General features: G+C 75.9%; 19 protein-coding genes and 1 pseudogene. 6 read left to right on the forward strand and 14 right to left on the reverse strand.

Annotated features, from left to right (window positions below; genetic code table 11):
• Positions 1-15: 15 nt before the first annotated feature.
• The 9 genes from AC069X_RS19695 to AC069X_RS19735 all read right to left on the reverse strand — a co-directional run bounded on the left by AC069X_RS19695 (position 16) and on the right by AC069X_RS19735 (position 15,219).
• Complete coding sequence (locus tag AC069X_RS19695; protein ID WP_478729870.1) at positions 16-522, reverse strand: MaoC family dehydratase; 507 nt, start codon at positions 520-522, stop codon at positions 16-18.
• A gap of 63 nt (positions 523-585) precedes the next feature.
• Positions 586-1,776, reverse strand: a complete 1,191-nt coding sequence (locus AC069X_RS19700) for a trans-sulfuration enzyme family protein (protein ID WP_478729871.1) — start codon at positions 1,774-1,776, stop codon at positions 586-588.
• 151 nt (positions 1,777-1,927) lie between these two features.
• A complete protein-coding gene (locus AC069X_RS19705) occupies positions 1,928-3,379 on the reverse strand; it encodes an MFS transporter (RefSeq protein WP_478729872.1) in 1,452 nt (483 codons plus the stop codon).
• 177 nt (positions 3,380-3,556) lie between these two features.
• Positions 3,557-5,617 (reverse strand): elongation factor G, encoded by a 2,061-nt coding sequence (gene fusA, locus AC069X_RS19710; RefSeq protein ID WP_478729873.1) that lies wholly within the window; start codon positions 5,615-5,617, stop codon positions 3,557-3,559.
• 333 nt (positions 5,618-5,950) lie between these two features.
• Positions 5,951-6,643 (reverse strand): tyrosine-protein phosphatase, encoded by a 693-nt coding sequence (locus AC069X_RS19715; RefSeq protein ID WP_478729906.1) that lies wholly within the window; start codon positions 6,641-6,643, stop codon positions 5,951-5,953.
• A 114-nt stretch (positions 6,644-6,757) separates the two neighbouring features.
• Positions 6,758-10,756 (reverse strand): SAV_2336 N-terminal domain-related protein, encoded by a 3,999-nt coding sequence (locus tag AC069X_RS19720; protein WP_478729874.1) that lies wholly within the window; start codon positions 10,754-10,756, stop codon positions 6,758-6,760.
• Positions 10,753-11,829 (reverse strand): AAA family ATPase, encoded by a 1,077-nt coding sequence (locus AC069X_RS19725; RefSeq protein WP_478729875.1) that lies wholly within the window; start codon positions 11,827-11,829, stop codon positions 10,753-10,755. Before AC069X_RS19725 ends, AC069X_RS19720 begins: the two co-directional genes overlap by 4 nt.
• A gap of 76 nt (positions 11,830-11,905) precedes the next feature.
• Positions 11,906-13,990 (reverse strand): VMAP-C domain-containing protein, encoded by a 2,085-nt coding sequence (locus AC069X_RS19730; protein ID WP_478729876.1) that lies wholly within the window; start codon positions 13,988-13,990, stop codon positions 11,906-11,908.
• Positions 13,987-15,219: a hypothetical protein gene (locus AC069X_RS19735; protein ID WP_478729877.1), complete on the reverse strand. Its 1,233-nt coding sequence runs from the start codon at positions 15,217-15,219 to the stop codon at positions 13,987-13,989. Before AC069X_RS19735 ends, AC069X_RS19730 begins: the two co-directional genes overlap by 4 nt.
• Before the next feature lie 145 nt (positions 15,220-15,364).
• Here AC069X_RS19735 and AC069X_RS19740 point away from each other — a divergent pair, with 145 nt between their 5' ends.
• Positions 15,365-15,889, forward strand: coding sequence for a hypothetical protein (locus AC069X_RS19740; RefSeq protein ID WP_478729878.1), 525 nt, complete (start codon positions 15,365-15,367; stop codon positions 15,887-15,889).
• Positions 15,890-15,898: 9 nt separating this feature from the next.
• On the opposite strand, the gene AC069X_RS19745 is transcribed toward AC069X_RS19740, so the two are convergent.
• Together AC069X_RS19745 and AC069X_RS19750 are read right to left on the reverse strand one after the other, a co-directional pair.
• Positions 15,899-16,567: an O-methyltransferase gene (locus tag AC069X_RS19745; protein WP_478729879.1), complete on the reverse strand. Its 669-nt coding sequence runs from the start codon at positions 16,565-16,567 to the stop codon at positions 15,899-15,901.
• A 44-nt stretch (positions 16,568-16,611) separates the two neighbouring features.
• Entirely contained in the window at positions 16,612-17,730 is a 1,119-nt protein-coding gene (locus AC069X_RS19750) for a class I adenylate-forming enzyme family protein (protein ID WP_478729880.1), read from the reverse strand.
• Between the two features lie 378 nt (positions 17,731-18,108).
• Here AC069X_RS19750 and AC069X_RS19755 point away from each other — a divergent pair, with 378 nt between their 5' ends.
• Entirely contained in the window at positions 18,109-18,999 is an 891-nt protein-coding gene (locus tag AC069X_RS19755; RefSeq protein WP_478729881.1) for a trypsin-like serine peptidase, read from the forward strand.
• Here AC069X_RS19755 and AC069X_RS19760 read toward each other — a convergent pair.
• From AC069X_RS19760 to AC069X_RS19770, 3 genes and pseudogenes are all read right to left on the reverse strand, one after another.
• Positions 18,996-20,405 (reverse strand): FAD-dependent oxidoreductase, encoded by a 1,410-nt coding sequence (locus tag AC069X_RS19760; protein ID WP_478729882.1) that lies wholly within the window; start codon positions 20,403-20,405, stop codon positions 18,996-18,998. The genes AC069X_RS19755 and AC069X_RS19760 overlap by 4 nt on opposite strands.
• Before the next feature lie 397 nt (positions 20,406-20,802).
• Positions 20,803-21,153: pseudogene (locus tag AC069X_RS19765) on the reverse strand (SDR family NAD(P)-dependent oxidoreductase); the annotation flags it as partial.
• A 33-nt stretch (positions 21,154-21,186) separates the two neighbouring features.
• Positions 21,187-22,164 carry a transcriptional regulator gene (locus AC069X_RS19770; protein WP_478729883.1) on the reverse strand — a complete coding sequence of 326 codons (978 nt, stop codon included), beginning with the start codon at positions 22,162-22,164 and terminating at the stop codon, positions 21,187-21,189.
• Between the two features lie 210 nt (positions 22,165-22,374).
• Here AC069X_RS19770 and AC069X_RS19775 point away from each other — a divergent pair, with 210 nt between their 5' ends.
• The 4 genes from AC069X_RS19775 to AC069X_RS19790 are packed head-to-tail and all read left to right on the forward strand — an operon-like array spanning position 22,375 to position 26,453.
• Complete coding sequence (locus AC069X_RS19775) at positions 22,375-23,595, forward strand: MFS transporter (protein ID WP_478729884.1); 1,221 nt, start codon at positions 22,375-22,377, stop codon at positions 23,593-23,595.
• Entirely contained in the window at positions 23,592-24,920 is a 1,329-nt protein-coding gene (gene cbiE, locus AC069X_RS19780) for a precorrin-6y C5,15-methyltransferase (decarboxylating) subunit CbiE (protein WP_478729885.1), read from the forward strand. Before AC069X_RS19775 ends, cbiE begins: the two co-directional genes overlap by 4 nt.
• Positions 24,917-25,666, forward strand: a complete 750-nt coding sequence (gene cobM, locus AC069X_RS19785) for a precorrin-4 C(11)-methyltransferase (RefSeq protein WP_478729886.1) — start codon at positions 24,917-24,919, stop codon at positions 25,664-25,666. Before cbiE ends, cobM begins: the two co-directional genes overlap by 4 nt.
• Positions 25,656-26,453, forward strand: a complete 798-nt coding sequence (locus AC069X_RS19790; protein WP_478729887.1) for a cobalt-precorrin-6A reductase — start codon at positions 25,656-25,658, stop codon at positions 26,451-26,453. The genes cobM and AC069X_RS19790 overlap by 11 nt, the downstream gene beginning before the upstream one ends.
• The last annotated feature ends 26 nt before the right edge of the window (positions 26,454-26,479 follow it).

Consider the following 26,479-nt stretch of genomic DNA (forward strand, 5'->3'; position numbering starts at 1 on the left):
GGGGCAGGGGCGGGGTCAGGCCAGGGAGCGCACGCAGACGACCGGGTCTTCGGCGGCGGCGGGGTGCGGCGCGTCGCACTCGGCGGGCCGCCGCTCGAAGATGCTGTGCAGGATCATGCTGAAGACGACGTTCCCGTCGGCGTCGGACAGCGTGCACTTGGGCTGTACGACGCCGGTGCGCGGGTTGAACGGCGAGGGGCGCGAGCCCAGGACCTCGACGCGCGCCGTGAGCACGTCCCCGGGGCGGACGGGCCGCAGGTAGCGGATCTCGTCGACGCCGGGGGAGCCGGTACAGGCGCTGTAGGCGAGGAGCCCGTCGACGTAGCGGCGCATGAACATCGAGGCGCTGTGCCAGCCGCTGGCGATCAGGCCGCCGAACGGGGTCTGGGCGGCGAGCGCCGGGTCGGTGTGGAAGGGCTGCGGGTCGAAGCGCCGGCCGAACTCCAGCACCTCCTCCGTCGTGACGGTGACGGTGCCCAGTTCGTGGACGTCACCGGCCCGGAAGTCCTCGAAGTAGCGCATCACGCGACCCCCTTGACGTAGAGGAGTGTTTCTCTGGCGTGAACCAATCTACGAATCAGCCGATTATTTTGTCAACCCAAAAGAAGACCGCAGTGCCTGTTCCACGTCCTCCCAGAGATCCTCCGGATCCTCGATGCCGACCGACATCCGGACCAGGCCCGGTCCGATCCCGGCGCGCGCCAACGCCCCTTCGTCCAGCTCCCGGTGGGAGGTGCTGGCGGGGTGCGTGACCAGCGTCTCCACCCCGCCCAGCGACAGCGCGAGCCGCGCCAGGCGCACCCCCTCGACGAAGGCCCGGCCCGCCTCCCGGCCCCCGTGGAGCTCGAAGGAGAGCAGCCCGCCGCCGCCGGAGAGCACCTTGCGGGCCATGGCGTACGAGGGGTGCGTTCCCAGCCACGGCCAGTGGACGGCCGCCACGGCGGGGTGGGCGGCGAGACGCTCCGCGAGCAGGCCCGCGTTGGCGCAGTGCTCTCGCATCCGCAGCGGGAGCGTGGCTATCCCGCGCAGGGTCAGCCAGACCGCGAACGGGTCCGCACTGGCGCCGAGTTCGACCGTGCGCGGCCACACCTCGCGGCGCAGCGCGTCGTCCGCGAAGACCGCCGCGCCGCCCAGGACGTCGGAGTGCCCGGCGAGGTACTTGGTCGTGGAGTGCAGCACGATGTCGGCGCCCAGCTCGACCGGGCGGCACAGGACGGGCGAGGCCAGGGAGTTGTCCACGGCGCTGAGCACCCCGAGGCGCCGGGCCGCCGCCAGCAGGCCGGGCAGGTCGGCGACCTGGCCGGTGGGGTTGGCGATGGTCTCCAGGACGAGCAGCCGGGTGCGCGGGCCGGCGAGCGCCTCGAACTCCCCCACGTCGTCGCCGCCGATGTAGTGGACCTCCACACCGTAGCGCTCGACCAGGTCGCTGAGCGCCGCGTACGTCCCCCCGTACAGGCAGCGTTGCGCGATCACGTGGTCGCCGGGGCGCAGCAGGGCGAGCAGGACTCCGCTGATGGCGCCCATCCCGGAGGCGAAGGCGATGGCGGAGGCGGCGCCCTCCAGGCCGGCCACGGTGCGCTCCAGGGCCCGCACGGTGGGGTTGCCGCGGCGGGTGTAGACGTAGTCGCCGTCGGGGCCGGCCATGGCCCGGGCCAGTTCGTCGGCCGAGTCGAAGGCGAAGGCGGAGGACTGGACGAGCGGTACGGACAGGGGCCGGCTGGCGGGGAGTTCGAGCTCGTGGGCGACGTGCACGGCCCGGGTGCGGATGTCCTTCATCGAGGGGCCTCCCTTTCGTTGCGGGTGCGGAACCCGGGCACGGCACCCGGGTACGGGGCGGGGGTACGGGGCGGGGGTACGGAAAAGGGGTCGCCCGACGTCCGGGACGGACGTCGGGCGACCCCTCGGGTGACGCGGGCGGTCCCGTACGTCACACCCCCGCCGTCTCGCTGCGCGACGCCGGGGCGGCGTCGGCGGCGGGAGCGGCGGCCGCGGCGGCGGACTTGTCGCCCTTCATCACGAGCAGGGTGATCACCGCACCCGCGGCCGCGATGGCGGCGGCGGCGATGAAGGCGGAGCTGAACCCGTCGGTGAGGGCGGGCAGGTTGCCGAGCTCACCGGCGCCCTGCGTGGTGGCGAGGGCGGTCAGCGCGGCCAGGCCGAGGGCGGAGCCCACGTTGTAGGTGGTGTTGACGATGCCGGAGGCGAGGCCGGCCTGCTCCTGCGGGGCGCCGGACATCGAGGCGATCATCGCCGGGATGTAGGCGAGGGCCATGCCGAGCGCGGCCACCAGCGAGGCGGGCAGGACGTCGACCAGGAAGGTGCCGGTCGGCTCGACGGCGGACAGCCAGAGCAGGCCGGCGGCGAGGGCGAGCAGGCCGACCACGATCAGCGGCTTGGCCCCGAAGCGGCCCATGAGGCGGGCGGTGATGGCCGTCATGAAGATCATCAGCAGGATGGTCATCGGGAGCAGGGCCGCACCGGAGGCGAAGGCTCCGTAGCCGAGGACCTGCTGGAGGTACAGGTTGAGGAAGTACCACATCGGGATCCAGGCCGCGCCGAGGAGCGTCATGGCGAGGTTGCCGGCGCCCAGGCGCGGGATGCGCCACACGCTGAGCGGCATGAGCGGCTCGCGGACGGTCTTCTGGACCACGAAGAAGAGGACGAGCAGGACGGCGGCGCCGATCAGCTCCAGCACGGTGGCGGTGGCGCCCCAGCCGACCTCGGGGGCCCGGACGACGGCGAACACGGCGAGCGCGAGCCCGGCGGTGACGGCGACGGCACCCAGGACGTCGACCGAACCGCGGCGGGACTGGACGGCGGGCAGCAGCTTGGTGGCGGCGAGGGTCGCGACGCCGATCGGGACGTAGATGATGAAGACCCACGGCCAGCTCACCCACTCGGTGAACACGCCGCCGAGGAACACGCCGGCCGTACCGCCGGCGGGGGCGGCGGCACCGTAGAGGGCCATCGCCTTGCCGAGTTCCTTGGGGTTGTGCCCGAAGAGCATCATCAGCAGGGTCATGGCCGAGGGCGCGATCAGCGCCCCGCCGACCCCCTGGACCGCCCGGCCGACGATCTCGACCGTCGCGGTCTGCGCGGCCGCGGCCAGCACCGATCCGACGATCATGACGACCCAGCCGGAGGCGAAGATCTTGCGCGCGCCGAACAGGTCGGAGAGCCGTCCGCCGAGCAGCAGTAACCCGCCGAAGACGATGACGTAGGCGTTGAAGACCCACTGGAGCTCGCCCTGGGAGAAGCCCAGGTCCTTCTGCATCTCGGGGAGCGCGACCCCGATGATCGAGGTGTCCATGATCACCATGAACTGAGCGGCGGCAAGCACGCCAAGTGCCCACCAGCGCCGGGGATTGACGGTTGACATTGCCCTGACCCTCCTCTGTCACATACCCCTGGGGGGTACCTTCGCGTAGCAACGTAGCATACCCATGGGGGGTATGTAAGAGAGCTGTCGGAACGCATCCGGCCACCCGCCCGGACCCGGCCGGACACGCGCGGGGGCCCCGCCCCGGCCGAAGCCGGGACGGGGCCCCCGCGCGCCCTACCGGCGGGCCGTCAGGGTCGCGGCCACCGACGCCGGGACGGGCGCCAGGCCCGCCGGGCGGCTGGAGAAGCCGCCCCGGCCCCGGGTACGGCCGCGCAGCCGCGACGCGTACCCGAACAGCTCGGCCAGCGGCACCGTCGCCGTGACCACCGAGGTCCCGGACCGGGCCGCCGAACCCGTGACGCGGCCGCGGCGGGCGGCGAGGTCCCCGAGGACCGCTCCGAGGCCGTCGTCCGGGACGGTCACCGTGACCTCCGCGACCGGCTCCAGCAGCTCCAGCGCGCAGCGGCGCAGGGCGTCCCGCAGCGCGAACCGGCCGGCCGCGCGGAACGCCATCTCCGAGGAGTCCTTGGAGTGGGTCGCCCCGTCGGTCAGGACCACCCGCAGGCCCGTCACCGGATGCCCGCCGAGCGGACCCTCCCCGAGGGCGTCACGGCAGCCGGCCTCCACGGCCCGCGCGTACTCCTGCGGCACCCTGCCGCCCGTCACCGCCGAACGGAACTCGAAACCGGGCTCCTCCAGCGGCTCGACGTCCAGCACGACGTGCGCGAACTGGCCCGCGCCGCCGTCCTGCTTCACGTGCCGGTACACGAAACCGGCCACCCCGCGCACGACGGTCTCCCGGTACGAGACCTGCGGCCGGCCCACCGCGACCTCCACCCCGTACTGGCGCCGGATCTTCTCCACCGCCACGTCCAGGTGCAGTTCGCCCAGCCCCGACAGCACGGTCTGCCCGGTCTCCGCGTCGGTCCGCACCACCAGGGACGGGTCCTCCTCGGCGAGCCGGGCCAGCGCGGACGCGAGCCGCCCGGTGTCCGTACCCCGGCCCGCCTCGACCGCGACCGACACCACCGGGTCGGCCACCGTGGGCGGTTCCAGGAGCAGGGGCGCCCCCGGCGCGCACAGGCTGGTCCCGGCCCGCGCCGACTTCAGCCCGACGACGGCCACGATGTCACCGGCCACCGCTTCCTCCCGTTCCTCGTGCCGGTCCGCCTGCACCCGCAGGATCCGCCCGACGCGTTCCGTCCGGCCCGTGGCCGGATCCAGTACGGAGTCCCCCCTGCGCAGGGTGCCCGCGTAGACCCGCAGGTACGTGAGCCGTCCCGTCGCCGTCGCCGTCACCTTGAAGGCGAGCGCCGCCAGCGGCTCCGCCGGGTCGGCGGCCCGTTCCCGCACCGGCGGCATGTCGTCCGGTGCCGGCAGGTACGCCACGACGGCGTCCAGGAGCGGCTCGATGCCCCGGTTGCGGTACGCCGAACCGCACAGCACCACCACGGCGTCCCCGGCGAGGGTCAGCTCGCGCAGGGCGCGGACCAGCGTCGGCACGCTCAGCGCGGAGCCGGCGCAGAACTCCTCCAGCGCGTCGGCGTGGAGTTCGGCCACCGCCTCCTCCAGTCGCCGGCGCCTGCGCCGCGCCTCCTCCAGCAGCGGTTCCGGCACCGGCACCGTCTCGTACGAGTCGTCGCCGGCGTGCCAGAGCAGCGCCCGCATCCGCAGCAGGTCCACGACGCCGGTGAACCCGTCCTCCTGCCCGACGGGCAGCTGGACGACCAGCGGGACGGCGCCGAGCCGCTCCCGGATGGAGCCGACGGCCGTGTCGAGGTCGGCGCCCGCCCGGTCCAGCTTGTTGACGAACGCGATCCTCGGTACGCCGTGCCGGTCGGCCTGCCGCCACACGGACTCGCTCTGCGGCTCGACGCCGGCCACGGCGTCGAAGACCGCGACCGCCCCGTCGAGCACCCGCAGGGAGCGCTCGACCTCGTCGGAGAAGTCCACGTGCCCGGGCGTGTCGATCAGGTTGACCCGGTGCCCGTCCCAGGAGCAGCTGACGGCCGCGGCGGAGATGGTGATGCCCCGGTCGCGTTCCTGGGGGTCGTAGTCGGTGACGGTGGTGCCGTCGTGGACCTCGCCCCGCTTGTGGATGGTGCCGGTGGCGAAGAGGATCCGTTCGGTGACGGTGGTCTTGCCGGCGTCGACGTGGGCGAGGATGCCGAGGTTGCGTACGGCGGCGGTGCCGGTGGTGCTTCCGGTGGTGGTGTGACGGTGTTCGGTGCGCATGACCCGGGGCCTTTCGGTGCCTGGGGTGGGAAGAGGGCAGCGCGATTCCCGGGACGCCGATCCGGCCCGCGGCAGGGCCACGGGTACCTTCCGGTGGATCGATCAGGGGTGCGTCACGGGCGTACGGTGACAGCCGCGCGGCTGTTACCGCGCGCTGCGGGACACCGGGATCACGTCGTACCGGCAGGGGGGAACGACGGCGGCGGTGCGGTACGCACGCATGGCCCGGTCCCCCTTCTCTTCGCTCGGCATCGGCAGGCACCGCCCTGGCGGCGGCGCGCACCGCGACTGTAGGCGGCGCGCGCCGGTGAAGGCACCCGGTTTTCCGGCGGGTCACCCCCGCGGCGGCGTCAGGAGCCGCTCGCGCAGCCGGGCCGTGGTGTCCGGGGTGATGCCGACGGCGTCGGTGAGGTACGCGGACGGGGACCCGTAACGGCCGGTCAGGTCGGCGAGGAGCAGCTCCATCACGGTGGCCGGGGCGCGCCCGTACGAGGGCCAGCGCAGGGTGCGTCCCGGGTGGGCGGCGTGCCAGTCGGCGGTGAGGCGCCCGGTGGCGAGCTCGGTGAGGGCGAAGTCGGCCAGGATCTCCTCCTCGGGCACGTCGAGCAGGGTCAGGACGAGGGCGGCGATCAGGCCGGTGCGGTCCTTGCCGGAGGTGCAGTGGAAGACGGCGGGGCCGGGGCCGTCGGCGATGAGCCCGATGGCCCGGCGGATCTCGTCCACGCCGTCCTCGGCCACCTCGGCGAAGCGGTCGGCGAGGTGGCGCCAGGGGTCGAGGGCGGGGTCGATCTCGGCCTGGTCGTAGGGACGGTGCTCGATGCTGAGGTTGGCGTACGTGAAGCGCTCCGGCTCCGGAATCCGGCCCTTGGCCTCGATCTCCCAGGGGTAGCGCAGGTCGATGACGGTCCGGACGCCGAGCCCGAGGAACCGCTCCCAGTCGGCGCCGCGCAGCTTGCCGAGGGAGTCGGCCCGGTAGAGGCACCCCCACCGGACGGCCCGGCCGTCGGCGGAGCGGTAGCCGCCCATGTCGCGGAAGTTGTGGAGGCGCTCGAAGGAGATGTGGCGGGTGCCTCCGCCGGCGGCGGCCTGGGTCAACTTGGGCTCCTGGGATGGGTGTTGTGATGGTGGCGCCAGGATGCCTCAGCCGTCCGCGGGTTCTTCACGGTCGGGGGAGGTGATCTCCCACACCCCGTCCGACTCGGTCGCGGTCCAGCCGCCGGGGATGTCGAGCGGCTCGGCGAGGGTGACGCCGGTCAGCGTGACGGGCCCGAGGAAGGTGACGCCGGCCAGGGAGAGGCGCGCCCCGAAACCGGTTCCCTCGAAGGTGACGGGGCCCTCGAACACGGACCCGTCGAAGGTGGTCTCGCCGAACTCCCCGCGCAGGAAGCGCGCCGGCCCCCGGAAGCCGGTGCCGCCGAAACTGGTGCCCGCCGTCTTCGTCCTCGAACCGGCCCACCGGAACATGCCTTCGAAGACGGCGCCGTCGAAGGACAGGACCCCCGTGCACACGGTGTTCCTGATCAGGACCGGACCTCGGAACAGGGCTCCTGTGAAGAGGGCCGCGTCCCCGAATCGGCTCGTGTCGAAGGCAGCCAGGCCCTGGAAGGAGGCATGGCTGAAGGAGGCCGCGCCCTCGAACCAGGCGTCGCGGAAGACCGCCTCCCCCTCGCAGGCCAGGGCTTCGAAGTCCGAGGCACGCGCGAAGCGGGTGCCCACGGCAGAGAGCGGACCCTCGCACACGGCGCGCGCGAAGGACACCGGTTCGTGGAAGACGGATGCTCCGAGCGACGTCCGGCCGTGGAAGACCACACGCCCGAAGTCCGCGCTCCCTTCCACCACCATGCCGTCCAGCTCCGCCGCTTCCTCCATGACCGCGCTGTAGAAGGAGACGGAGCCTCGCCAGGTCACTTGCACGAACCGCGCCGCCCTGAGGAACACGGCGCGGTCGAAGGCGGCCGCGCCGTGGAACGTGGCCACGTCGAAGCGCGCCACCCCTTCGAAGACGGCTCGGTCGAAGAGTGCGTCGGCCCCGAAAGCGGCACGGACGAAGTCGGCCGTCCCCCCGAACACCGCGCGGTCGAAGTCCGCGTCGCCGCTGAAGGTGACTTCCCGCTCTGCCCAGTCGTCCTGGAACGACGCCCTCGCGAAGGCCGCCGGCCCCAACCGGACCAGACCCGTGCCCGGCTCGCGCACCGCGTCGAACAGCCGGCCCAGCAAGCCCCCTTCGAAGGTGGTGCCCCGGAAGTCGACGGCGGAGCCGGGTCCCAGGGTCCGCAGGTGGGCGTCCTGCTCGGAGCGCGACAGGTGGGCCAGACAGCGGCGGCGTCCGGGCAGCCTGATGCCGATGCACCCCGCCGAAGTCACGCCGCGAGGCCTGAATCCGCAGCGGGGCCAGGAGAACTCGTCCAGGCGGTACATCTCGGCGCCCGACAGCAAGGCGGCCAGTTGGCCGAACTCCGCGGTGACGAACCCGGTGTCGTCCCCCAGCGGCGTGAGGACACGCAGCGCGAGCGGCCCGAGCAGCTCGTGGAGCTCCGCGTACAGCGACCGGGAGAGCGCGGCCGTGAGACGCTGCGTGTGCCCCGGTCGCCCGGACCCCGTCCGCCCGGCGGTCCCGGCGTGGTCGAGGAGCGCTTCCGGGTCCTCTGCCGGGACCTCGGGATCACCCGCCGCCAAGGCCACGGCGAGGGACCGTGGGAGCCCTTCCGCCCATGCGGCACCCAGGCGGGCCGCCACCCGGGGCAACGCCGTCAGCAGCAGCCCGGCCGCGCCGTAGGCGCCCGGCCCGGACAGTGAGATCCGTACGGTCCCCTCGCCGCGCGCTCGCTGCAGCTCGCCGACGACCCCGGCATCCGCCATCTCCTCCAGCAGGACCGCGGCCAGCTCCGGAACCGGGTGGCTGCCGCGCGGTTGTGAGCCCCCTGCCGGCCGCAGGGCCACGGTGACCCCCGTGCCGAGCGGCCGGCCCCCCATCGCGGCCCGGAAGCCGTCCTGGGTGAGCAGGGCGTTGGCCGTGAGGAACACCATCCGGTCGGGCCGGACGGTGTGCACGACGCCGCGCAGGCCTCCTCCGTCGGAGAAGACCGGGCCGCCCCGGAAGTGGATCCAGTCCCCCGGCTCCGGGGAGATGCCGACGATCTCCCCGTTCCGGGCTCCGGGCTGGATCCGCGTCTCCCCCTGCATCGTGTACCAGTCACGGCCGTCCGCGTAACCGTGGACGGCGACCTGCGCGTCCTCCTGCGCGGGCCAGGCTTCCCACACCGGCGGCGTGAACCGCTCGCGTTCCGTCAGGTCCTCCTCGCTCTCCAGCAGCAGCACGCGCGGGCTCGCGTCGTCCCACCAGACGGGCCGGCAGGCGGCCTCGCGCCCGCTCGGCAGGGAGACCCAGGCGACGGCGTCCCAGGGCTGCGCCACGTCCCCGGCGGTCAGCACCAGGCGGGGGGCGAGCAGGGTGCCGGCCTCGCGCGGCTCGGTCAGGGGCTCGAAGCGGACGCGGACCACGCGCTCGCGCGCCCTCGGGCCGAGCGGGGCAGGCTGCTCCGGCTCCGCCGGGAGGCGTTCCTCCCCCGGCCGCTCGGCGAACGGCAGGGTCCCCGCCGGGACCCGGCGGCGGCCCTCCTCCCCCGTCGTGACGCGGGTCGCGGAGAAGTCCGGGCCGGTGCCCCGGTGGCGGAACATGAACTCCCACACCCGGCGGCGCACGAGCTCCCGTACCGCCGCGACGTCCCCGCGCAGCTGGGAGCCGAGCAGCACCTCCCGTACCCCCGGGAGGAAGTCGAACTCGGCCTCCTCCGGACGCTGCTGCCCCTCCCACGGCGCGAAGAGCCCCCCGAGGGCGACCTCCGCCAGGTGCCCGTGCTCGGAGTCGCGCAGCAGGGAGCGCCGTACGAGGGTCATCACGGGCAGCGTCAGCGGTACGGCGGCCAGGTGGGCGGCGAGCTGCTGAGCGGTCGGGGAGGCGCTCGCCCGGAACCGCTCGACCGCCTCCAGCGCGGTGGTGTCCGGGTGCGGCGGGGCGGCGGCCGGTCCGGGGGCGGCGTCCAGACGCAGGCAGGCCAGGCGGCGCCACCGGCCGTCGCCGGAGACCGTGCGCGCGAGCCGGGCCAGGCCGGCGGCGGCCGGCCCGATGACCGGGATCACGGGGCCGCCGCCGCGCGCCCGCCGGGCGGCGGGGACCCGCTGCCAGGACCGGGTCGCGGCGGCGGGCCGGTCGGAGCGGACGGCGAAGGGCACGGGCTGCACGGCGCCCCGGGTCCACAGCCGTTCGGGCAGTACGTTCAGCACGGCCACGGCGTTGTGGCTGCTCCAGTGCCGCAGGACGCGCAGCAGCGGCGCCTCCTGCCAGCCCCCGGCGACGGTGTCGGAGACGAGGAGGATCAGCCTCCGGCCGGCGGGGTCGGCCAGTTCGAGGGGGTTGCGGGGGTGGCCGTCGCGGCCCCGGGAGAGCATCGGCGTCCCGCCCGGCGCGGTGCCGGTGAGCTGCCAGGCGCGGACGTCGCGGAAGACTCCGCTGCGGGTGAGGACCCCGCGCAGCTCGGCCACCAGGTCGGCCCAGAGCAGCATCGAATGGTGGCCGTCGACGACGAGGGCCAGGTCGAGCCAGCGGCTTTCGGCGGGGCGCAGCACCGGCGTGGGGACCATCGCCTCGATGCTGCGTTCCACGGTGAGCTGCTCGTCCAGCTCCTCCCCCGGCCCCCCGATGGAGCGGCGTCCGACGGGGCGCAGCGCGCGCATCAGGGCGAGCGGGTCGTCGAGGGAGGCGGTGCGGGGCAGCCGCAGCGGTACGCCGCGCCGCGCGCCCGCGCCGTCGGGTGCCCCGGCGCCGGGCGCGTCCGCGGGCGTGGCGGGCGGTGGTGGCGGGGGCGGGACGGCGGGGTAGAGCCGGACGGTTCCGGCCTCGGGCGGGGGCACCCGGCCGGATGCGGGGTCGGGGCCGGGGGGCGCGGGCGCCGGCGGGGTTTCGTCCGGGTCCGGCGGCTCGGGCTGCCGTACGCCCCTCTCCCGGGCCTCGGCGGTGGCCGGGTCCACGCGTGCGGCCAGCCAGAGGATGTCGGCGATCTCCTCGGGGCCGACGGCGGTGCGGGGCGCGGCTCCGTCCTCGGCGCCTTCGGCGAAGGCGGCGAGCAGCCTCTCGATCACGCGCCGGGCCCGGTGAGGCGGTGCATGACGGTGTCGAGGAAGCGGGCCCGGTCGGCGGGGGCCGACCAGGCTCCGGACAGGCGCAGCTGGATGGCGTTGAGGAGCTGGTCGGTGGCGAGGTCTCCGTCCTCGGCGCGTTCGAGGAAGCTCCGGACGAGGTCCTGGTACTCGGCGGCGTCCTCGCCGGTGATGTCGACTCCGAGCCGTCCGCGCACGATGCGGGCGAGCTTCTCGGGGCCGGGGGCCTCCAGGTGGAGGCGGACGCAGCGGCGCAGGAAGGCGGGCGGGAAGTCGCGTTCGCCGTTGCTGGTGAGGATGACGACGGGGAAGTAGCTGCACTGGACGCGGCCCTGGGTGACGGCGACGCCGGCGTCGGGGTCGTCGTCCGTGCCGATGGCGACGGTGGGCTCCTCCTTGGCGAGCCGGGCCAGTTCGGGGATGACGAAGCCGCCGTCCTCGAAGACGGTGAGGAGGTCGCCGGGCAGGTCGATGTCGCTCTTGTCGATCTCGTCGATGAGCAGGACGCGCGGCCGGCCCTGCGGGAGCAGGGCGGTGCCGAGCGGGCCGAGGCGCAGGTAGCGGGCGATGGAGGGGACGGCGGCCGGTCCCTCCGCCGTGTCGGGGCGCCGGGCGCCGGGGACGCGGACCTGCTCCAGTCCGGCTTCCTGGAGCCGGCCGATGGCGTCGTAGAGGTACAGCCCGTCGCGCAGCACGGTACGGCTGGTGATCGGCCAGTGCAGTACGGGGCCCAGGGCCAGGTCGGCGGCGATGCCGTAGGCGAGGGTGGACTTGCCGACGCCGGGCTTGCCGGTGATCAGCAGCGGCCGGCGCAGGTGCAGGGCGGTGTTGACCACGTCCTTCTCGGGCTCGTCCGGGACGTAGCCCTCGCCGCGCCGCCGGGTGCGCTCCCAGGCCTCGCCGGAGCAGCCGGGCGGCCCGTAGGAGGGGTCGGGTACGCCGGTGAAGTCCCGCCAGGGCGGCGGCGTTCCGGCTTCCAGCCGGGTGCGGCGCTCCTCGCCGGGGCCCGCGCCCTGGTACAGCCACCAGTCCTTCGCCACTGCCTGTGCCTCCATCGTCTGTTCGCGGGGTGGTGCGTTCGGGTCGGGGCCCGTGGCGGGCCGGGGCTCGGACGGGTCGTGGGCGGCGGGTTCAGGTGGCCAGCGAGCGGAGGTCGAGCGTGTCGTCGGGATCGTCCCACAACAACACCAACTGGTCTTCCCCTTCCTGGTCTTGGCCGACGGCTGCCCGGCGCGCCTCCCGTACCCGGGCGGGCAGCCGGAACACCGTGGGCGTGCCGGGCCCGGCCTCCGGGGCGAGCAGCGCGGGCAGCCCGCCGGCGGGTGCTCCTCCGCCGCGCCGCCACACCGCGACGGGCACCCCGCCTTCGAGCACGGCCTCCAGCAGGGCGGCCGTACGGCTGCCCGTGGCGTGCCCGAGGACGCAGGCGGGCGCCGGGTGCGCGCCGAGCCGCAGCCCGAGGGCGTCGGTGACGTCCTCGTCCTCGACCAGCCGTACCGCCTCGGGGTGGCGTCCGTCGTGGACGTGCAGCCAGCGCCATTTGTCCCGCCATTCGGTGCGGGTGTCCTCGCGTTCCCGGGGGCAGCGCACCACCACCTCGTGGACCGAGCCGAGCGGGCGGGTCCGGCCGCCGGGTCCGCGGGGGACGGGCCACTGGTCGAAGTCCGTCTCCAGCAGCTCGTACGGGACGTGGAACTCGATCCGCCCGATGCCGTCGTGCGGCCCCCCGGCTCCCGGGTCGCCCTCGGCGAGGCGGCGGACGAGTTCGGCGCGTACGACCGCCGGACGGACGGGGCTGCCCTCCGACTCCCAGACGTGGCGGGTCCGTTCGCCGCGCACCCACATCCGGGCCAGCAGGCCGTCCCCGCCGCCGGGCGGGGACTCCAGGCGCACGTGCAGGGTGGCCCGGCGGGCGGGCGCGGGCGGCGGGCGCAGGGCGGGCAGGCCGAGCCGCTCGCGGGCGGCGCGTACCCACCCTGCGAGCGCCGCCGCCCACTCGGGGTCGCCGGGGCCGCCGCCGGAGCCGCCGCCGGGGCGCGCGGTCCGGTCGGCGAGGTAGTGCACGAACGGGACCGCCAGCGGCATGCCGGTACGGCCGCCCTGCCGTTCGTCGAGGTCGGCGACGACGTCGAGGAGGGTGTCGGCGGGCAGCCCGGTGTGGACGGGGGTGGTGCAGCCGGCCGCCCTGAACGCCCAGGCGTAGGCCTCGTACGTACAGCGCGGCAGGTCGCGGCCCTCGAAGAGCTCGCCGAGCCCGTCCCACCCCGTCTGGTCCAGGCGGGGCGCGCGGGGCAGGAACGGCCCGGCCGGGCCGCCGCCAGGGAAGCCGCCCCGGAAGCCGCCGGGAGAGCCACCGGGGAAGTCGCCGGGGAAGTCCAGGAAGGAGTTGGCGTCCCAGTCCCGGTCGACGACGAACTGCGGCAGCTGCCAACCGTCTCCGCGTTCCCGCAGCCGCTCGAAGGCGCGGTGGATGCTGCGGGCGGCGTCCGGCAGGACAGCAGCGCCCTCCCGTACGGAGCGCTCCCCCAGCTCGCCGAGGAGCGCTTCGGTGAACCGCCCCTCGCCCCTCTCGGCATCGTTCTGCGCGGCCTCGCCCTCGCGGGAGGCGTACAGCCGGAACTGCCGTCGGCCGGGGACGGTGTGGCCGCCTCCGTAGTCGGCGCTGCCGAAGTTCCAGCGGCTGTCGCGGGGCGCGTCGACCCGGCAGGCGTCGACGAGCGCGGCCTGGAGCGGGAACCGGCGGTGCTTGACCAGGTCGGTGCGCCACCAGCGCAGCGCGGAGTCGAGGTTGAGGTGGCGGATGTGCCCGGGCCGGGCGTCGGCGCAGGGCAGCATCAGTTCCCGGTCCCGCCCGAGGTAGCCGTGGCCCGCCCAGAAGATCCACAGCAGGTCCCCGTCGCATTCGGGGAGTTCGTCCAGCAGGACCGCCCGGGCGTTCGCCTCGGTCGCGGGCCGGTGGGCGCTGCGCAGTTCGGCCAGGCCCGCGGAGCCGGACCAGTCGAGGGTGCCCGGGTCGTCGAGCGGGGAGAGCAGCAGCCGTACGTTCGCGGCCGGCACCTCGCCGGGGCCGGTCAGCCACCGGGCGAAGCGCAGGGCGTCGCGGGCGGGGCCGCGCAGGTTCCAGTGGTGGCTGATCTCGTACCGCTCGACGCCGGCGACGAGGGCGAAGGTGCGGCCGGGGCTCACGTCCTGGTGCGGGCGGCCGGGGACCGTCACCCGATCCCCGCTTCGGTCACCGCCTGTTCGACGCGCTCGTAGAGGGACTTCTGTTTCCAGTAGGCGCTGTGGCTGGCGGGGAAGGGCTGGCGGCTGCTGACCTCGTGGTCCGTGACACGGGGGTCGCCGGGGAAGACGGGGCCGGCGAGGTAGGACAGCACGTCCTGGCGGTCGTACACGTTGAGCCAGCGCGGGAAGCCGTACGGGAGCGAGCCGCCGGGGGGCAGGGCGGTGAGGGCGCCGAGTTCGTGGAGGTACGGGGCCTGCGAGCCGACGGTGACGAGCAGTGCGGCACCCGGTACGGGTCCGCCGTCGGCGGCGGCCAGCGCGAGCAGGTCCACCAGGGCGATGCCGCCGAGGCTGTGGCCGATCAGTACGACCGGGCCGGGCCGGGCGGTGATCCGCTCGTGGAGGAACGCCCGCAGGCCGGCGCCTCTGGCCTGGTAGCGCAGGACGTCCCCGAGCGCGGGGGCGGCGCCCGTGGTGAGGGAGCCCCGCCAGGCGTTGAGCACGGGCTGGGTGGTGACCCGCAGGGCGAGCCGGCCGAGGACGGCGGCGGCCCGGCCTCCGGGGACGCGGGCCCCGCCGCCGAGCCGGGCGGTGAGGAGCTCGACGAGCCGGTCCCGTTCGGCGGCGGTGCAGTCGGCGTCGGCCCCGCGGGCGGCGAGGGCGGCCGCGGTGACGGCCCGGGCGAGGGCGGTGGCCAGCTCGCGGGCCTGCGGTTCGGTGGTGGCGCGGGCCCCGGCGCGGGCCGCCTCGGCGGAGGCGGCGACGTCCTCCAGGGCGGGGCGGAACCCGGCGGCGAGGCCGGTGCCGTCGAGCAGGGAGCGCAGCTCGTCGGGGGTGTCGGGGGTGCCCGCCGGTGCTCCGGCGAGCCGGTGCAGCAGCTCCATGACCCGCTCCCCGGCGGGCCGTAAGCCGGGCATCGCGAACGGGTCGGCGTCCTGCTCCTCGCCCCAGCCGGACTCGGCGGGCACCCGCAGCTCGCACAGCGGGTCGGCCAGCAGCAGCCCCCACTCGGCCGCCTCCTCGTCCGCGCCGGCGCCGGCCGCCGCCCCGGGTACGGAACGCCCGCCGGCGCCCGGCTCCGCGCCGAACCGCTCGCCCCAGAAGCAGGAGTCGACCTCCACACCGGGGAAGCGGGCCCCGAGGCCCTCGCGCACCAGCCCGGACAGCGCCTCGTGCCGCTCCCTGCGCACGCCCGTGCCGTGAACGAACAGAAACCGCATGACCGCACCGCCCCCTCGTCGCTCTCCCGCCCGGCACGATAGCGCCGGGCGGGGAACGGGAGGTACGGATTGGGCAGTTCGGCACACTGGACGGCCTGGGGCGCCGTGCGACGGGCACGGCCCGGGGGATGTTCGGAGCGCGTGGGTGGATCTCAACTCGATGGTCATCGCGATGGCGGGCGTGGCGGGAACCCTGGGAGCGGCCCTGCTGACCCAGCGGGGCTCGGAACGGGCGAGACGCCGCGAGATGGAGCTCGTCCGCACCCAGGAGGAGACCCGCGAAAGCCTGTCACTGCGGCGCACCTGCTACGCCGAACTCAACCGGGACGCGCGGCAGTTCAACACCGCGCTCAACCGGCACCTGCACGTCATGCGGGAGCGCGGCGTGGAGGACGCCGACCGGGACGCGCTCGACGAGGCGAAGAACGCGCACCGCGACCGCCACTCCGAGGCGCAGATGGTCGCCCCCGATGACGTCCTCGCGACGGCGAGCGCCGTCAACCGGGGCCTGACCGAGGTCTACGGGCAGCTCAAGCGCCTCGAACGCGGTGCCCCCGGACCGGGCGAGACGCTGGAGGGGGCTGCCCGCGCCCAGTACGAGGTCTGGGCGGTGCTCCGGACGATGCGCACCGCCATGCGCCGCGACCTCGGCGTCTCGGACGACGGGTAGCCCGGTCCGTCAGAGCTTGCGGGCGAAGAGGATTCCGTCGGCCACGGGGAGCAGGAGGGATTCCACCCGGTCGTCGGCGCGGACGTGGGCGTTGAACTCGCGGACGGCCCGCCCGTGGCCGTGTGCCGCCGGGTCGGCCGCGTCACCGCCGAAGAGGGCGTTGTCGGCGAGGAGCAGCCCGCCGGGCCGGACGCGGGGCACCAGTTCCTCCCAGTAGTCCCGGTAGCCGTCCTTGTTCGCGTCGATGAAGACGAGGTCGACGACGGGTTCGGCCGGGAGGGCGCGCAGGGTCTCCAGGGCGGGCGCGAGCCGCAGCTCGATGCGGTCGGAGAGCCCGGCGTCCTTCCAGGCCTCCTGGGCGATCGCGGTCCACTCCGCCGACACGTCGCAGGTGAGGACCTGTCCGCCGGGGAGCAGTCCGGCGGCGAGCGCGAGGGTGGAGTAGCCGGTGAAGGTGCCGACCTCGACGATCCGGCGGGCTCCGACGAGCTTCGCGAGGAGGGTGAGCAGGACGCCCTGCTCGTGCGGGATCTGCATCACGGCCCGGTCTCCGAGGGCGCGGGTGCGTTCGACCAGCCGCCGCTGGACCTCGCTCTGCGGCTCCGCCTGGGCGAGTACGTAGGCGTACACCTCGGGGGTGAGGGGGACCGTCTTCACTTCGTCGGGCTGCCTGTTCATGGTGTACGTCCTCTCGTTGGCATCGGTCGCGTCATCGGCGTCGTTCACGCGGGCGGGTCGGGCAGGGCGGGCAGGGCGGGCAGGGGCTTGCCGAGGGGGCCGCGCGGGATCCGGTCCACGAGGCGCACCCGGCGGGGTTCGGCGCCGAGGCCGCGCGCGGCGGCCCGTACGCCGTCCGCCGTCAGCGGGCCGCCTCCGGCGACGAACAGGTCGTACGCCTCCCCGTGCGGCGGGTCGGTGACGCGTACGCAGGCGACGTCCGCCCCGGGGAGGGCCGCGCGCAGCCGGGCGGCGACGGCGTTGAGGTCGTGCCGGACGCCGTTGATCCGTACCAGGTGGGCGCGGCGGCCGACGCGCAGGAACATGCGGTCGCCGAGCCGGCGGACGATGTCGTCCATCTCGTGGCGGTCGGGCCGGCTGCCGTCGGGGAGGGCGGACAGGCGCGGCCCGGAGACGGTGAGCGGGCCCTCCTGTCCGGTGCGGGGCGCGGCGAAGGCGACGTCGTCGAGGAGGGTCCAGGGTCCGGCGGGGTCCCAGCCGGTGCGGTGGGCGACGGAGCCGGTCTCGGTGGAGCCGAGCAGCTCGATCAGGACGGCGCGCGGGTCGGAGGCGAACCGGCGTGCTTCCGGCGGGAGTTCGGCGGAGCTGTGCAGGAAGGTCAGCTGCTCGAAGGAGGCCGTCCAGCGGGGGTGGCGGGCCAGCGCCCGGAAGGTGGCGGGGATGGCGACGACGGCGATCCGGTGGACGTCCGGGACGGGCGGTGGCGGGCAGTCCCCGGCGGGCCAGAACCACACGGGCAGCCCGGTCACGGCCGGGAGCAGCACGGTGGCGCAGGCCCCGTAGGCGTGCCGGGGCGGGGCGAAGCTGACGATCGCGCGGGGTGCGTACGGGGCGAGCAGGCGGGCGGTCTGCTCGGCGTCGGCGCGCAGCCGGGCCCCGGAGAAGATCCGTCGCACGGGGTCGCCGGTGGCCGTGTCGGACGCCTGGAACTCGTACCGCCGGGCGGTGAGCCGCTCCCGCGTCCGGGCCGCTTCGGCGGGGCCGAGGCGGTCCCAGGGCAGGTGCCACGGCCCGGACGGCCCGTCGGGGACGGCGGCGCCGATGCCGGGCCGCTCCCAGGGGGCGTCGAGGGGCAGGGCGGGGTACGGCGGTTCGAGGGGCATGCGCTCGTCTCCCCCTGTGCGTTCGGGTGCCGGGACGGTGCGGGGACTGTGCGGGGCGGCGCCGGGTGCGGCGCCGGGGCGCCCGCCGACACCCGGGGCCTCAGGGGCACAACGAGGCCGCCCCCCTGGGGGAAACGGGCCGGACGCGGACCCCTGCCCCTCACCCGTGGCGCGTGGAACGCGGCCCGTGCTCCGCTCCCGGTGCCGGACCCGGACCCGGGAACCGAACTCCCGGCAAGGTCTGCTCCGTTGCGCGGACACGGTCACGCCCCGGCCGTCCGGTGGCGGGCGGGGTCTGTGAGGGGCGACACGTTCCCGGCGGGAACCCGCGGGTGGGGCGGGGCGTTGGGCGGGGGTGGCGATCTTCTGGGGTGGGGCATGACGGGCAAGGCCGTGCGGGTGTGGGTGCTGGCCGGGGTCTGCTGCGCACTCGCCGTCGCCGGGGCGGGCTTCGCGGTGAGCCGGTTCGGGACCGTCGCCGCCGGGGACGCCGGTCGCGGGAGCTACGTGCAGGACGAGCGGGTGGGGGACGAGACCGCCGCCAAGGCCCTGAAGAAGCTCGCCGAGGGCGGTGGGGAGCGGGGGGCGCCGGGCGAGGGCGAGGGCGGGTGGAAGGCCTCCGAGCCGCTGCGGGCGGTCACCGTCGCGCCCGAGGCGGCCATCGGGGCGCTGTTCTCGCCCGGGATGGACTGGGACGACGAGCACCACTGCTCCGGGAGCGTGGTCCACTCGCCCGACGGGGACCTCGTCGTGACCGCCGCGCACTGCGTGTACGCCGGCGGGTTCCGGACCAATCTGGCGTTCGTGCCGGCGTACGCGGACGGGAAGGCGCCGTTCGGGGTGTGGGTGCCGACGCGGATCGACGTCGATCCGCGGTGGGTGTCCTCTTCGGATCCCGACTACGACGTGGCGTTCGTCCGGGTGCGGCGCCCCGGGCATCCCGGGCAGCGGCTGGAGGACGTCACGGGGGCGCACACCGTCCGCTTCGGGCAGCAACTGCCCTCCCCCGCCCGGCTGGTGGGCTACCCCCATGACGCCGAGCAGCCCCTCGGGTGCGCCAACACGGCCGTGGCCGCCGGTCCCGCGCAGCTGCGGCTGGACTGCGCGGACGTGCCCAACGGGACCAGCGGCGGCCCCGTCCTCACCGCGGCCGGAACCCTGGTCGGGGTGATCGGCGGCCGCGATGGCGGCGGGGACGAGGTGACCTCGTACAGCAGTTACTTCGGCGACGGGGTACGGGACCTGTACGAGCGGGCCGTCCGGGGTTAGCCGGGCCCGTGGTGCGGCGGGTAGGCGGTCGTGGTGCGGGGTGAGGTGGGCAGGCGCCACTTCGACAGGACGCGGAACACCGTGCCCGGGGCGAGCAGGGTGTTCGGCGGGGTGGAGAGCGAGAGGACGCCGAAGAAGGGGGCCGAGATGGCCGGGTCCGTGTTCGCCCCGGCCATGACGCGGGCCATGTACGCCTGGAGGACGCGCGTCGCACGGTCCGGCGGCGGCCCCTCGGTGCCCGGGTAGCGCAGGTCCTCGCTGGTGGCGATCTGCCAGGCGACGTTCGCCGCGGTGACCGTGTGCCGCTGGACCCGCCGCGCCTGCGCCGGGATCTGCGCGGCGCTGAGCCCCTTGACGGCGTCGCCCAGGGCCTGGGCCGTGATGGCGGCCACCGTCATGCCGTGCCCGTACACCGGATTGAAGCGGCACGCCGCGTCGCCGACGACGAGGAGGCCCTCGGGCCAGCGGTCCATGCGCTCGTAGTGGCGCCACTCGTTGGCGGTGGCCCGGAACCCGGCGGGCGGGCCCAGCGGCTCCGCGTCGCGGATGGCGTCGTGGAGGGCGGGGCTGCGCAGGCTGCGGGCGAACTCCAGGAAATCGGGGTCCTTCGTGGGCGGGGCGTGCTCGCCGTTGCCGACCAGGGTGACCAGCCAGCGGTCCCCCTCCAGCGGCACCAGCACTCCCCCGCGCGGGCTGTCCGGACGGCCCTGCACGTACATGCCGTGCCAGCGGCGGTCCGGGTCGTCGAGGGCGGTTTTGGGGATGGCGTACGGGCGGCTGGAGTAGCCGAGGTGGGAGTCGTAGCGGGTGACCGCCGGGGCGGGGTAGCCGAGGGCGGCCAGCCAGGCGGGGGCCTTGGAGGTGCGCCCGGTGGCGTCGACCACGAGCGCCGCGCCGAGCCGGCCGCCGTCGCGCAGGGTCACGCCGGTCACCGAGCGGCCGTCCGCCCCGCCGACGAGCCCCGTCGCGAGGCGTCCGCCCAGCATCCGGATCCGCCCGTCGCGCAGCACGGCGCGGCGCATCGTCCAGTCGAGGAGTTCCCGGCTGCCGATCAGCATCCCCGCCCCGGGTACGGGGCGGAACCAGTCGGCGGGGCTCAGCCACAGGAAGTCGCGGGGCGACTCCAGCAGGGCGGCGCCGGCCGCCATCAGTTCGGCGGTGGTGCCGGGCAGCAGCTGCTCCATCAGCTCGACACCGCGCGCCCACAGCACGTGCGCGTGCCGGGACTGCGGCAGGCCGGGGCGGAACTCCGGCCCGCGCAGGGACAGTTCGTCCCGCTCGACGACGGTGACGCGGGCGAACCGGCCCGCCAGGACCCGCGCCGTCAGCAGCCCGGCCAGGCCGGCCCCGAGGACCACGGCGTGGCCCCCGGGGGATTCTGTGTGGTTGTCCGGAGTGTCGTCCATGCAACGAGTGTCCGGCCGCCGGGGCGGCCCGGGTCAGGTCCCGGCCGGGGCGGACGGTTGCGTGCCGGGGCGTGGCGGGGGCGCGGGCGGGGCGGAGGGGGCGGCCGGGGGCGCGTACGGGGGCGGGCCGGCGGGCGGAGGGCCCACGGGGTGCCGTCGGGGTCCGGGGGACCAGGGGTCCCGGCGGGGTCCGGGGGGGGCCGACGGAGTCCGGCAGGGTCGGGCAGGCGCCCCGGCGGGGTCCGGGGGGAGCCCCGGCGGGGGGCTACGGCGCCGGGTAGGTGACGCCCGTGAGCTTCTCGGACTCCGACCACAGCCCCCCGGCGGCCGCGTCGTCCAGGGTCCGGCGGGCCCGCCAGGAGCGGACGGGCGCCGCGCGCCGGCCGAACCCGGGCCCGGTCTCGAACCCGCCGGCGGTGCGGCCGTACGGCAGGGCCATCACCCCGGCGTTGTGCACCAGCAGGTCCAGGGTGGGGTGGAGCCGGGCGAAGGCCCCTGCGAACTCCCGTACGGAGTCCAGTGCGGCGAGGTCCGGTTCGAGGAACTCGACGCGGGCCTGCGGCAGTTCGCCGCGCAGCCGGTTCACGGCGGCCCGGCCGCGCGCGGCGCTGCGGCAGGCCGGGACGACGGTCGCGCCGCGCCGGGCGAGCTCCCGGCCGGTGACGAGGCCGATGCCGCTGTTGGCGCCGGTGACGACGGTGACGCGGCCGCTCCGGTCGGGTATGCGGGCGGCGTTCCAGCCCGTCACGGCAGCCTCCTCGGGTGGGCGCGGCCCCTCACCCTACTCAGGGGTACCGGCCGCCGACACCAGGACGTCCCCGGCCGCGACCCGGCTGTAGAGCACCGTCCGGCCCGCCCTCCGGCGCAGGATCAGCCCCGCCGCGAGCAGCACCTTCAGCTGCCCGGCCACCGCCCCCAGACTGAGCCCGGTCAACGCCACCAGCTGCGTCGTGGACTTCGGGCTCTCCAGCAGCACCAGCACCCGCGCCCGAACCGGCCCGAGCAGCCGTACGAGCGCCTGCGGCGCGGCCGTCCCGGGCCCCGGCTGGGTCAGCTGGCCCGCGCAGGGGTACACCAGCGCGTGCCGGTACGTACCGGTCCAGGCGACCCACCCGTGGGCGTGCGTCACCGGTACGAAGACCAGCCCGGCCTCCCCCGACAGTTCGCGCGGGCGCCGCCGCTGGAGGTTGACCCGCAGCCGCCCGCCGCCCAGCCATGCCATGCCCGGCCGCATCCCCGAGAGGGCTGCCTCCCAGCCGCCCCTGCCGAGCCGGCTGGTACGCACCAGCACGTCCGCCTCCGCGACCCGGCGGCGCCGGTCCCAGTCGGGGCGCACGGCCTCCTCCCAGACCCACTCCAGCAGTTCGGCCGTCCTCGGGCCGAGGCCGCGCGCCCGGTCGAGGCCCTCGGGGAGCCGGCCGGTGGCGGCGCGCAGGTCGGTACGGACGACCGCGTCCGGGGCGGCGCGGACGGTGGCGACCTCCTCGGCGAAGGCGCGGCCGTCCCGGTGGGCCGGCGGGGTCAGGTACCCGGCGATCCACAGCCGGCCGAGGGCGGCCCGCACCAGGGCGGCGGTGAGGGGCTCGGCGGCGAGGTGGGCCCGGTAGTGCGGGAGCCGGTCGGCGAGCCAGGCCCGCTCGGCGGGGTGGGCGGGGGTGCGGCGCTCCAGGGCCATGAGGGCGGCGGTGGTCTCGGCGAGGGGGGACACGACGAAGCGGCTGCGCGCGAGCGCGTCGGTGTCGATGCGCCACCATCCCATGCCGTACCCCCTCCACCGGTCCGGCTCCCGGTGCCGGGGCCGCCGCCCCCGATGATGCCGTGCCCCTGGCCGGGGGATCACACGAACCCCGGGCCACCGACCCCGATGCCCCCGCACCCCCGGCCGGTCCCACCCCCACCGCCACCCCGCGAGGTTTCGCCTCCCGGCGAAACTCTGGGACCCTTCCGGCCGCCGTCGGAGACTCCCCGCATGTCACGCAGTTACCGGGCCCTGGCCGCCCACACCCCCGAGTTCGTCCCCTTCTTCCTCGCCGCCGCCCTCCGCGTCGGGGCCTCCACCGCCGGCGGGCTCGCCCTCGGGGTGCTGGTCTACGGCCGGACCCGCAGCCCGCTGCTGGCCGCCCTCGCCATGTTCGGGCCCTCCCTCGCGCAGGTGCTCGGCGCGACCCTGCTGATGGCCGCCGCCGACCGGCTCCCGCCCCGGGCCGCGCTCGGCGGGCTCGGCGCCCTCGCCGCCGCCGGGACCGCCCTGCTCGCCGCCCCCGGGCTGCCGCTGTGGGCGGTGTTCGCGGTGCTGCTCGGGCTCGGACTGGCCGACTCCCTCGCCGGCGGGGTGCGTTGCGGGCTGCTCATCGAGATCCTGCCGCCCGGGGACTACCTCCTCGGCCGCTCCCTCCTCGCCGTCGTCGCCGGTGTCACCCAGGTCGCGGGCTTCGCCGCCGGCGGGCTGCTGCTCGGGGCGCTCTCCCCGCGCGGGGTCCTGCTGGTGTCGGCCGCGCTGGGGCTGGCCGCCGCGCTCACGGTCCGCTTCGGGCTGCGCCGCCGCGCGCCCCGGGCCGGGGGCAGGCCGTCCCCCGCCGAGACCTGGCGCGTCAACCGCCTGCTGCTGTCCGACCCGGCCCGCCGGACCCTGTACCTCGCCCTCTGGGTGCCCAACGGGCTCGTCGTCGGCTGCGAGTCGCTCTTCGTCCCGTACGACCCCGCGCACGCCGGGCTGCTCTTCGGCTGCGCCGCCGCCGGGATGCTGATCGGCGACACCGTCGCGGGCCGCTGGCTGCCCGAGCGGCTGCGCTCGCGGCTGGCGCCGCCGCTGCGGCTGCTGCTCGCGCTCCCGTACCTGGTGTTCCTCCTGGAGCCGGGGCCCGTCGTCGCGGCGGCCGCCGCCGCCCTGGCGTCGACCGGCTACGCGGCCGGGCTGCTGATGCAGGAGCGCCTCGTACCGCTGCTGCCCGAGGGGACGCAGGGGCAGGCGCTCGGGCTGCACTCGGCCGGGATGCTGACGATGCAGGGCGTCTGCGCGGCGCTCGCCGGGGCGGTGGCCCAGTACACCTCGCCGGCGGTCGCGATCACCGTGCTGGCGGCCGCGTCGGCCGGGGTCACCCTGGCACTGGAGCCGGGCCTGCGCCCCGATAGGCTGCGGGTCCGTCCGCCGCATTCCCCTTCTCCCGTTCCCCGAGGTACCGCGCAGTGAGCTCCGCAGCACCCCCCGTACCGGTGACGGTCGTCGGCCTCGGCGCCGACGGCTGGGCCGGGCTCACCGCCGGCGCGCGGTCCGCGCTCGCCTCGGCCGAGGTGCTGATCGGCGGGCCCCGGCAGCTGGACCTGCTGCCGCCGGCGGAGTGCGGCGGGCTGCGGGTCGCCTGGCCGAGCCCGCTGCGCCCGGCCGTGCCGAAGCTGATGGCCGAGCACGCGGGGCGCCGGATCGCCGTACTGGCCAGCGGGGACCCGATGTTCTACGGGATCGGCCGCGCGCTCTCCGAGGAGCTGGGCGCGGACGCCCTGCGGGTCCACCCGCACCCGTCCTCCGTGTCGTACGCCTGCGCCCGCCTGGGCTGGCCGGTGGAGGACACCGAGGTGGTCACGGTGGTGGGCCGTCCGGTGGCGCGGCTCGCGGCCGCACTGCACGAGGGCAGGCGGGTGCTGGTGCTCAGTGCCGGAGCGGCGACCCCGGACGAGATCGCCGCTCTGCTCCGAGAGCGGGGCTTCGGCCCGAGCCGGATGCGGGTGCTGGAACAGCTCGGCTCCGAGCGCGAGGACGCGTACGAGGGCACCGCGCACGACTGGGACCGTCCGCCGGGCGATCCGCTCAACGTCGTCGCCGTGGACTGCCGCCGCGATCCCGCCGCAGCGGTGCCCCGGCTCGGCGCGACCCCCGGTCTGCCGGACGCCGCGTACGAGCACGACGGCCAGCTCACCAAGCGCCACGTGCGTGCCGCGACGCTGTGCGCGCTGGCCCCGGCCCCCGGCGAGCTGCTGTGGGACATCGGCGGCGGCTCCGGTTCCATCGGCATCGAGTGGATGCGCACGCACCCGTCCTGCCGGGCGGTGGCCGTCGAGCGCGTACCGGAGCGGGCCGGGCGGATCACCCGGAACGCGGCCGCGCTCGGCGTCCCCGCCCTGCGCGTGGTCGTCGGCGCGGCCCCGGCGGCGCTGGCCGGACTCCCGGCCCCGGACGCGGTGTTCATCGGCGGCGGGCTGACCTCCCCGGGCCTGCTGGACGCGGCCTGGGCGGCGCTGGCACCGGGCGGCCGGCTCGTGGTCAACACCGTCACGCTGGAGTCGGAGGCCGTCCTCGCCGAGCGCCACCGGCGCCACGGCGGCGAACTGGTGAAGCTGGCCGTCGCGCACGCCGTGCCGGTCGGCGGTTTCACGGGCTGGCGGCAGGCGATGCCGGTCACCCAGTGGTCGGTCACGAAGCCGGCACCGGAACCGCTCACCCAGCCGGCACCGGCCACCGAGCCGGAACCGCTCACCCAGCCGGAACCGCTCACGAAGACGCAAGGAGATTCAGCATGACCGTGTACTTCATCGGCGCGGGCCCCGGCGCCGCCGACCTCATCACGGTGCGCGGTGCCCGGACCCTGGCGGCCGCCCCGGTCTGCCTCTACGCGGGCAGCCTGGTGCCGCGCGAGCTGCTCGCCGAATGCCCGGCGGACGCCCGGCTGGTGGACACCTCGCAGCTGAACCTGGACGAGATCGTCGCCGAGTGCGTACGCGCCCACGAGGCGGGCCTCGACGTGGCGCGGCTGCACTCCGGCGACCCGTCCATCTTCAGCGCGGTGGCCGAGCAGATGCGGCGCCTCGACGCGGCGGGCATCCCGTACGAGGTGGTCCCGGGCGTGCCGGCCTTCGCGGCGGCGGCGGCCGCCCTGAAGCGGGAGCTGACCGTGCCCACCGTCGGCCAGACCGTGATCCTCACCCGGATCGCCCAGCAGGCGACGCCGATGCCGCCCGGCGAGGACCTGGCCACCCTCGGCCGCAGTGGTGCGCTGCTGGTGCTGCACCTGGCCACCCGGTACGTCGACCGGGTCGTGGACGAACTGCTGCCGCACTACGGGGCCGAGTGCCCGGTCGCGGTGGTGGCCATGGCCAGCCGCCCCGACGAGCTGATCCTGCGCGGGACCCTGTCCGACATCGCGGCGCAGGTGAAGGCGGCGGGGCTGGTGCGGACCGCCGTCATCGTGGTGGGCCGGACGCTGGGCGCCGAGCAGTTCCGCGACAGCCACCTGTACTCGCCGGAGCGCGACCGGCATGTCTGCTGAGCCCGTCCGGACGGACGGCGGCGGGCCCGACGGCCCGCACCACGTGCTGGTCCTGGGCGGTACGACGGAGGCCCGCCGCCTGGCGGAGGCGCTGGCGCGCGAGACCTCGTACCGGGTGACGAACTCGCTCGCGGGGCGGGTCTCCTCGCCGGTCCTGCCGCCGGGCGAGACCCGGATCGGCGGTTTCGGCGGGGTGGCGGGGCTGGCCGGCTGGATCGTCGGCAACGGCGTCACCCACGTCGTGGACGCCACCCATCCCTTCGCGGAGCGGATGAGCTTCCACGCGGCCGAGGCGGGGGCGCTGACGGGTGTTCCGCTGCTGGCGCTGCGCCGTCCCGGCTGGACGCCGGGGCCGGGCGACGACTGGACGTTCGCGGACTCCCTCGCCGACGCGGCCGCCGTGCTGCCCTCGCTCGGGGGCCGGGCGTTCCTGACCACGGGCCGGATGGGGCTGCACGTGTTCGCGCACCTCACCGACACCTGGTTCCTGGTGCGTTCGGTGGATCCTCCGGCGGCGCCGGTGCCGCCGCGGCTGGAAGTGCTGCTGGCGCGCGGCCCGTTCGGGCTGGCCGAGGAACGCGAGCTGCTGGCCCGGCACCGGATCGACGTGCTGGTCACCAAGGACAGCGGAGGCGACGCGACGTCCCCCAAGCTCACCGCGGCCCGCGAGGCCGGGATCCCGGTGCTGGTCGTACGCCGGCCGGCGGTTCCGGAGCGGGTGGAGGAGGCCGCTTCGGTGGAGGCCGCCGTGGACTGGCTCCGCAACACCGCGCCCCGGCCCCGCTGACGGGTTGCCCCGGCCGGCCGCCGGAC

This window comes from Streptomyces sp. NPDC043896, from assembly GCF_056435605.1.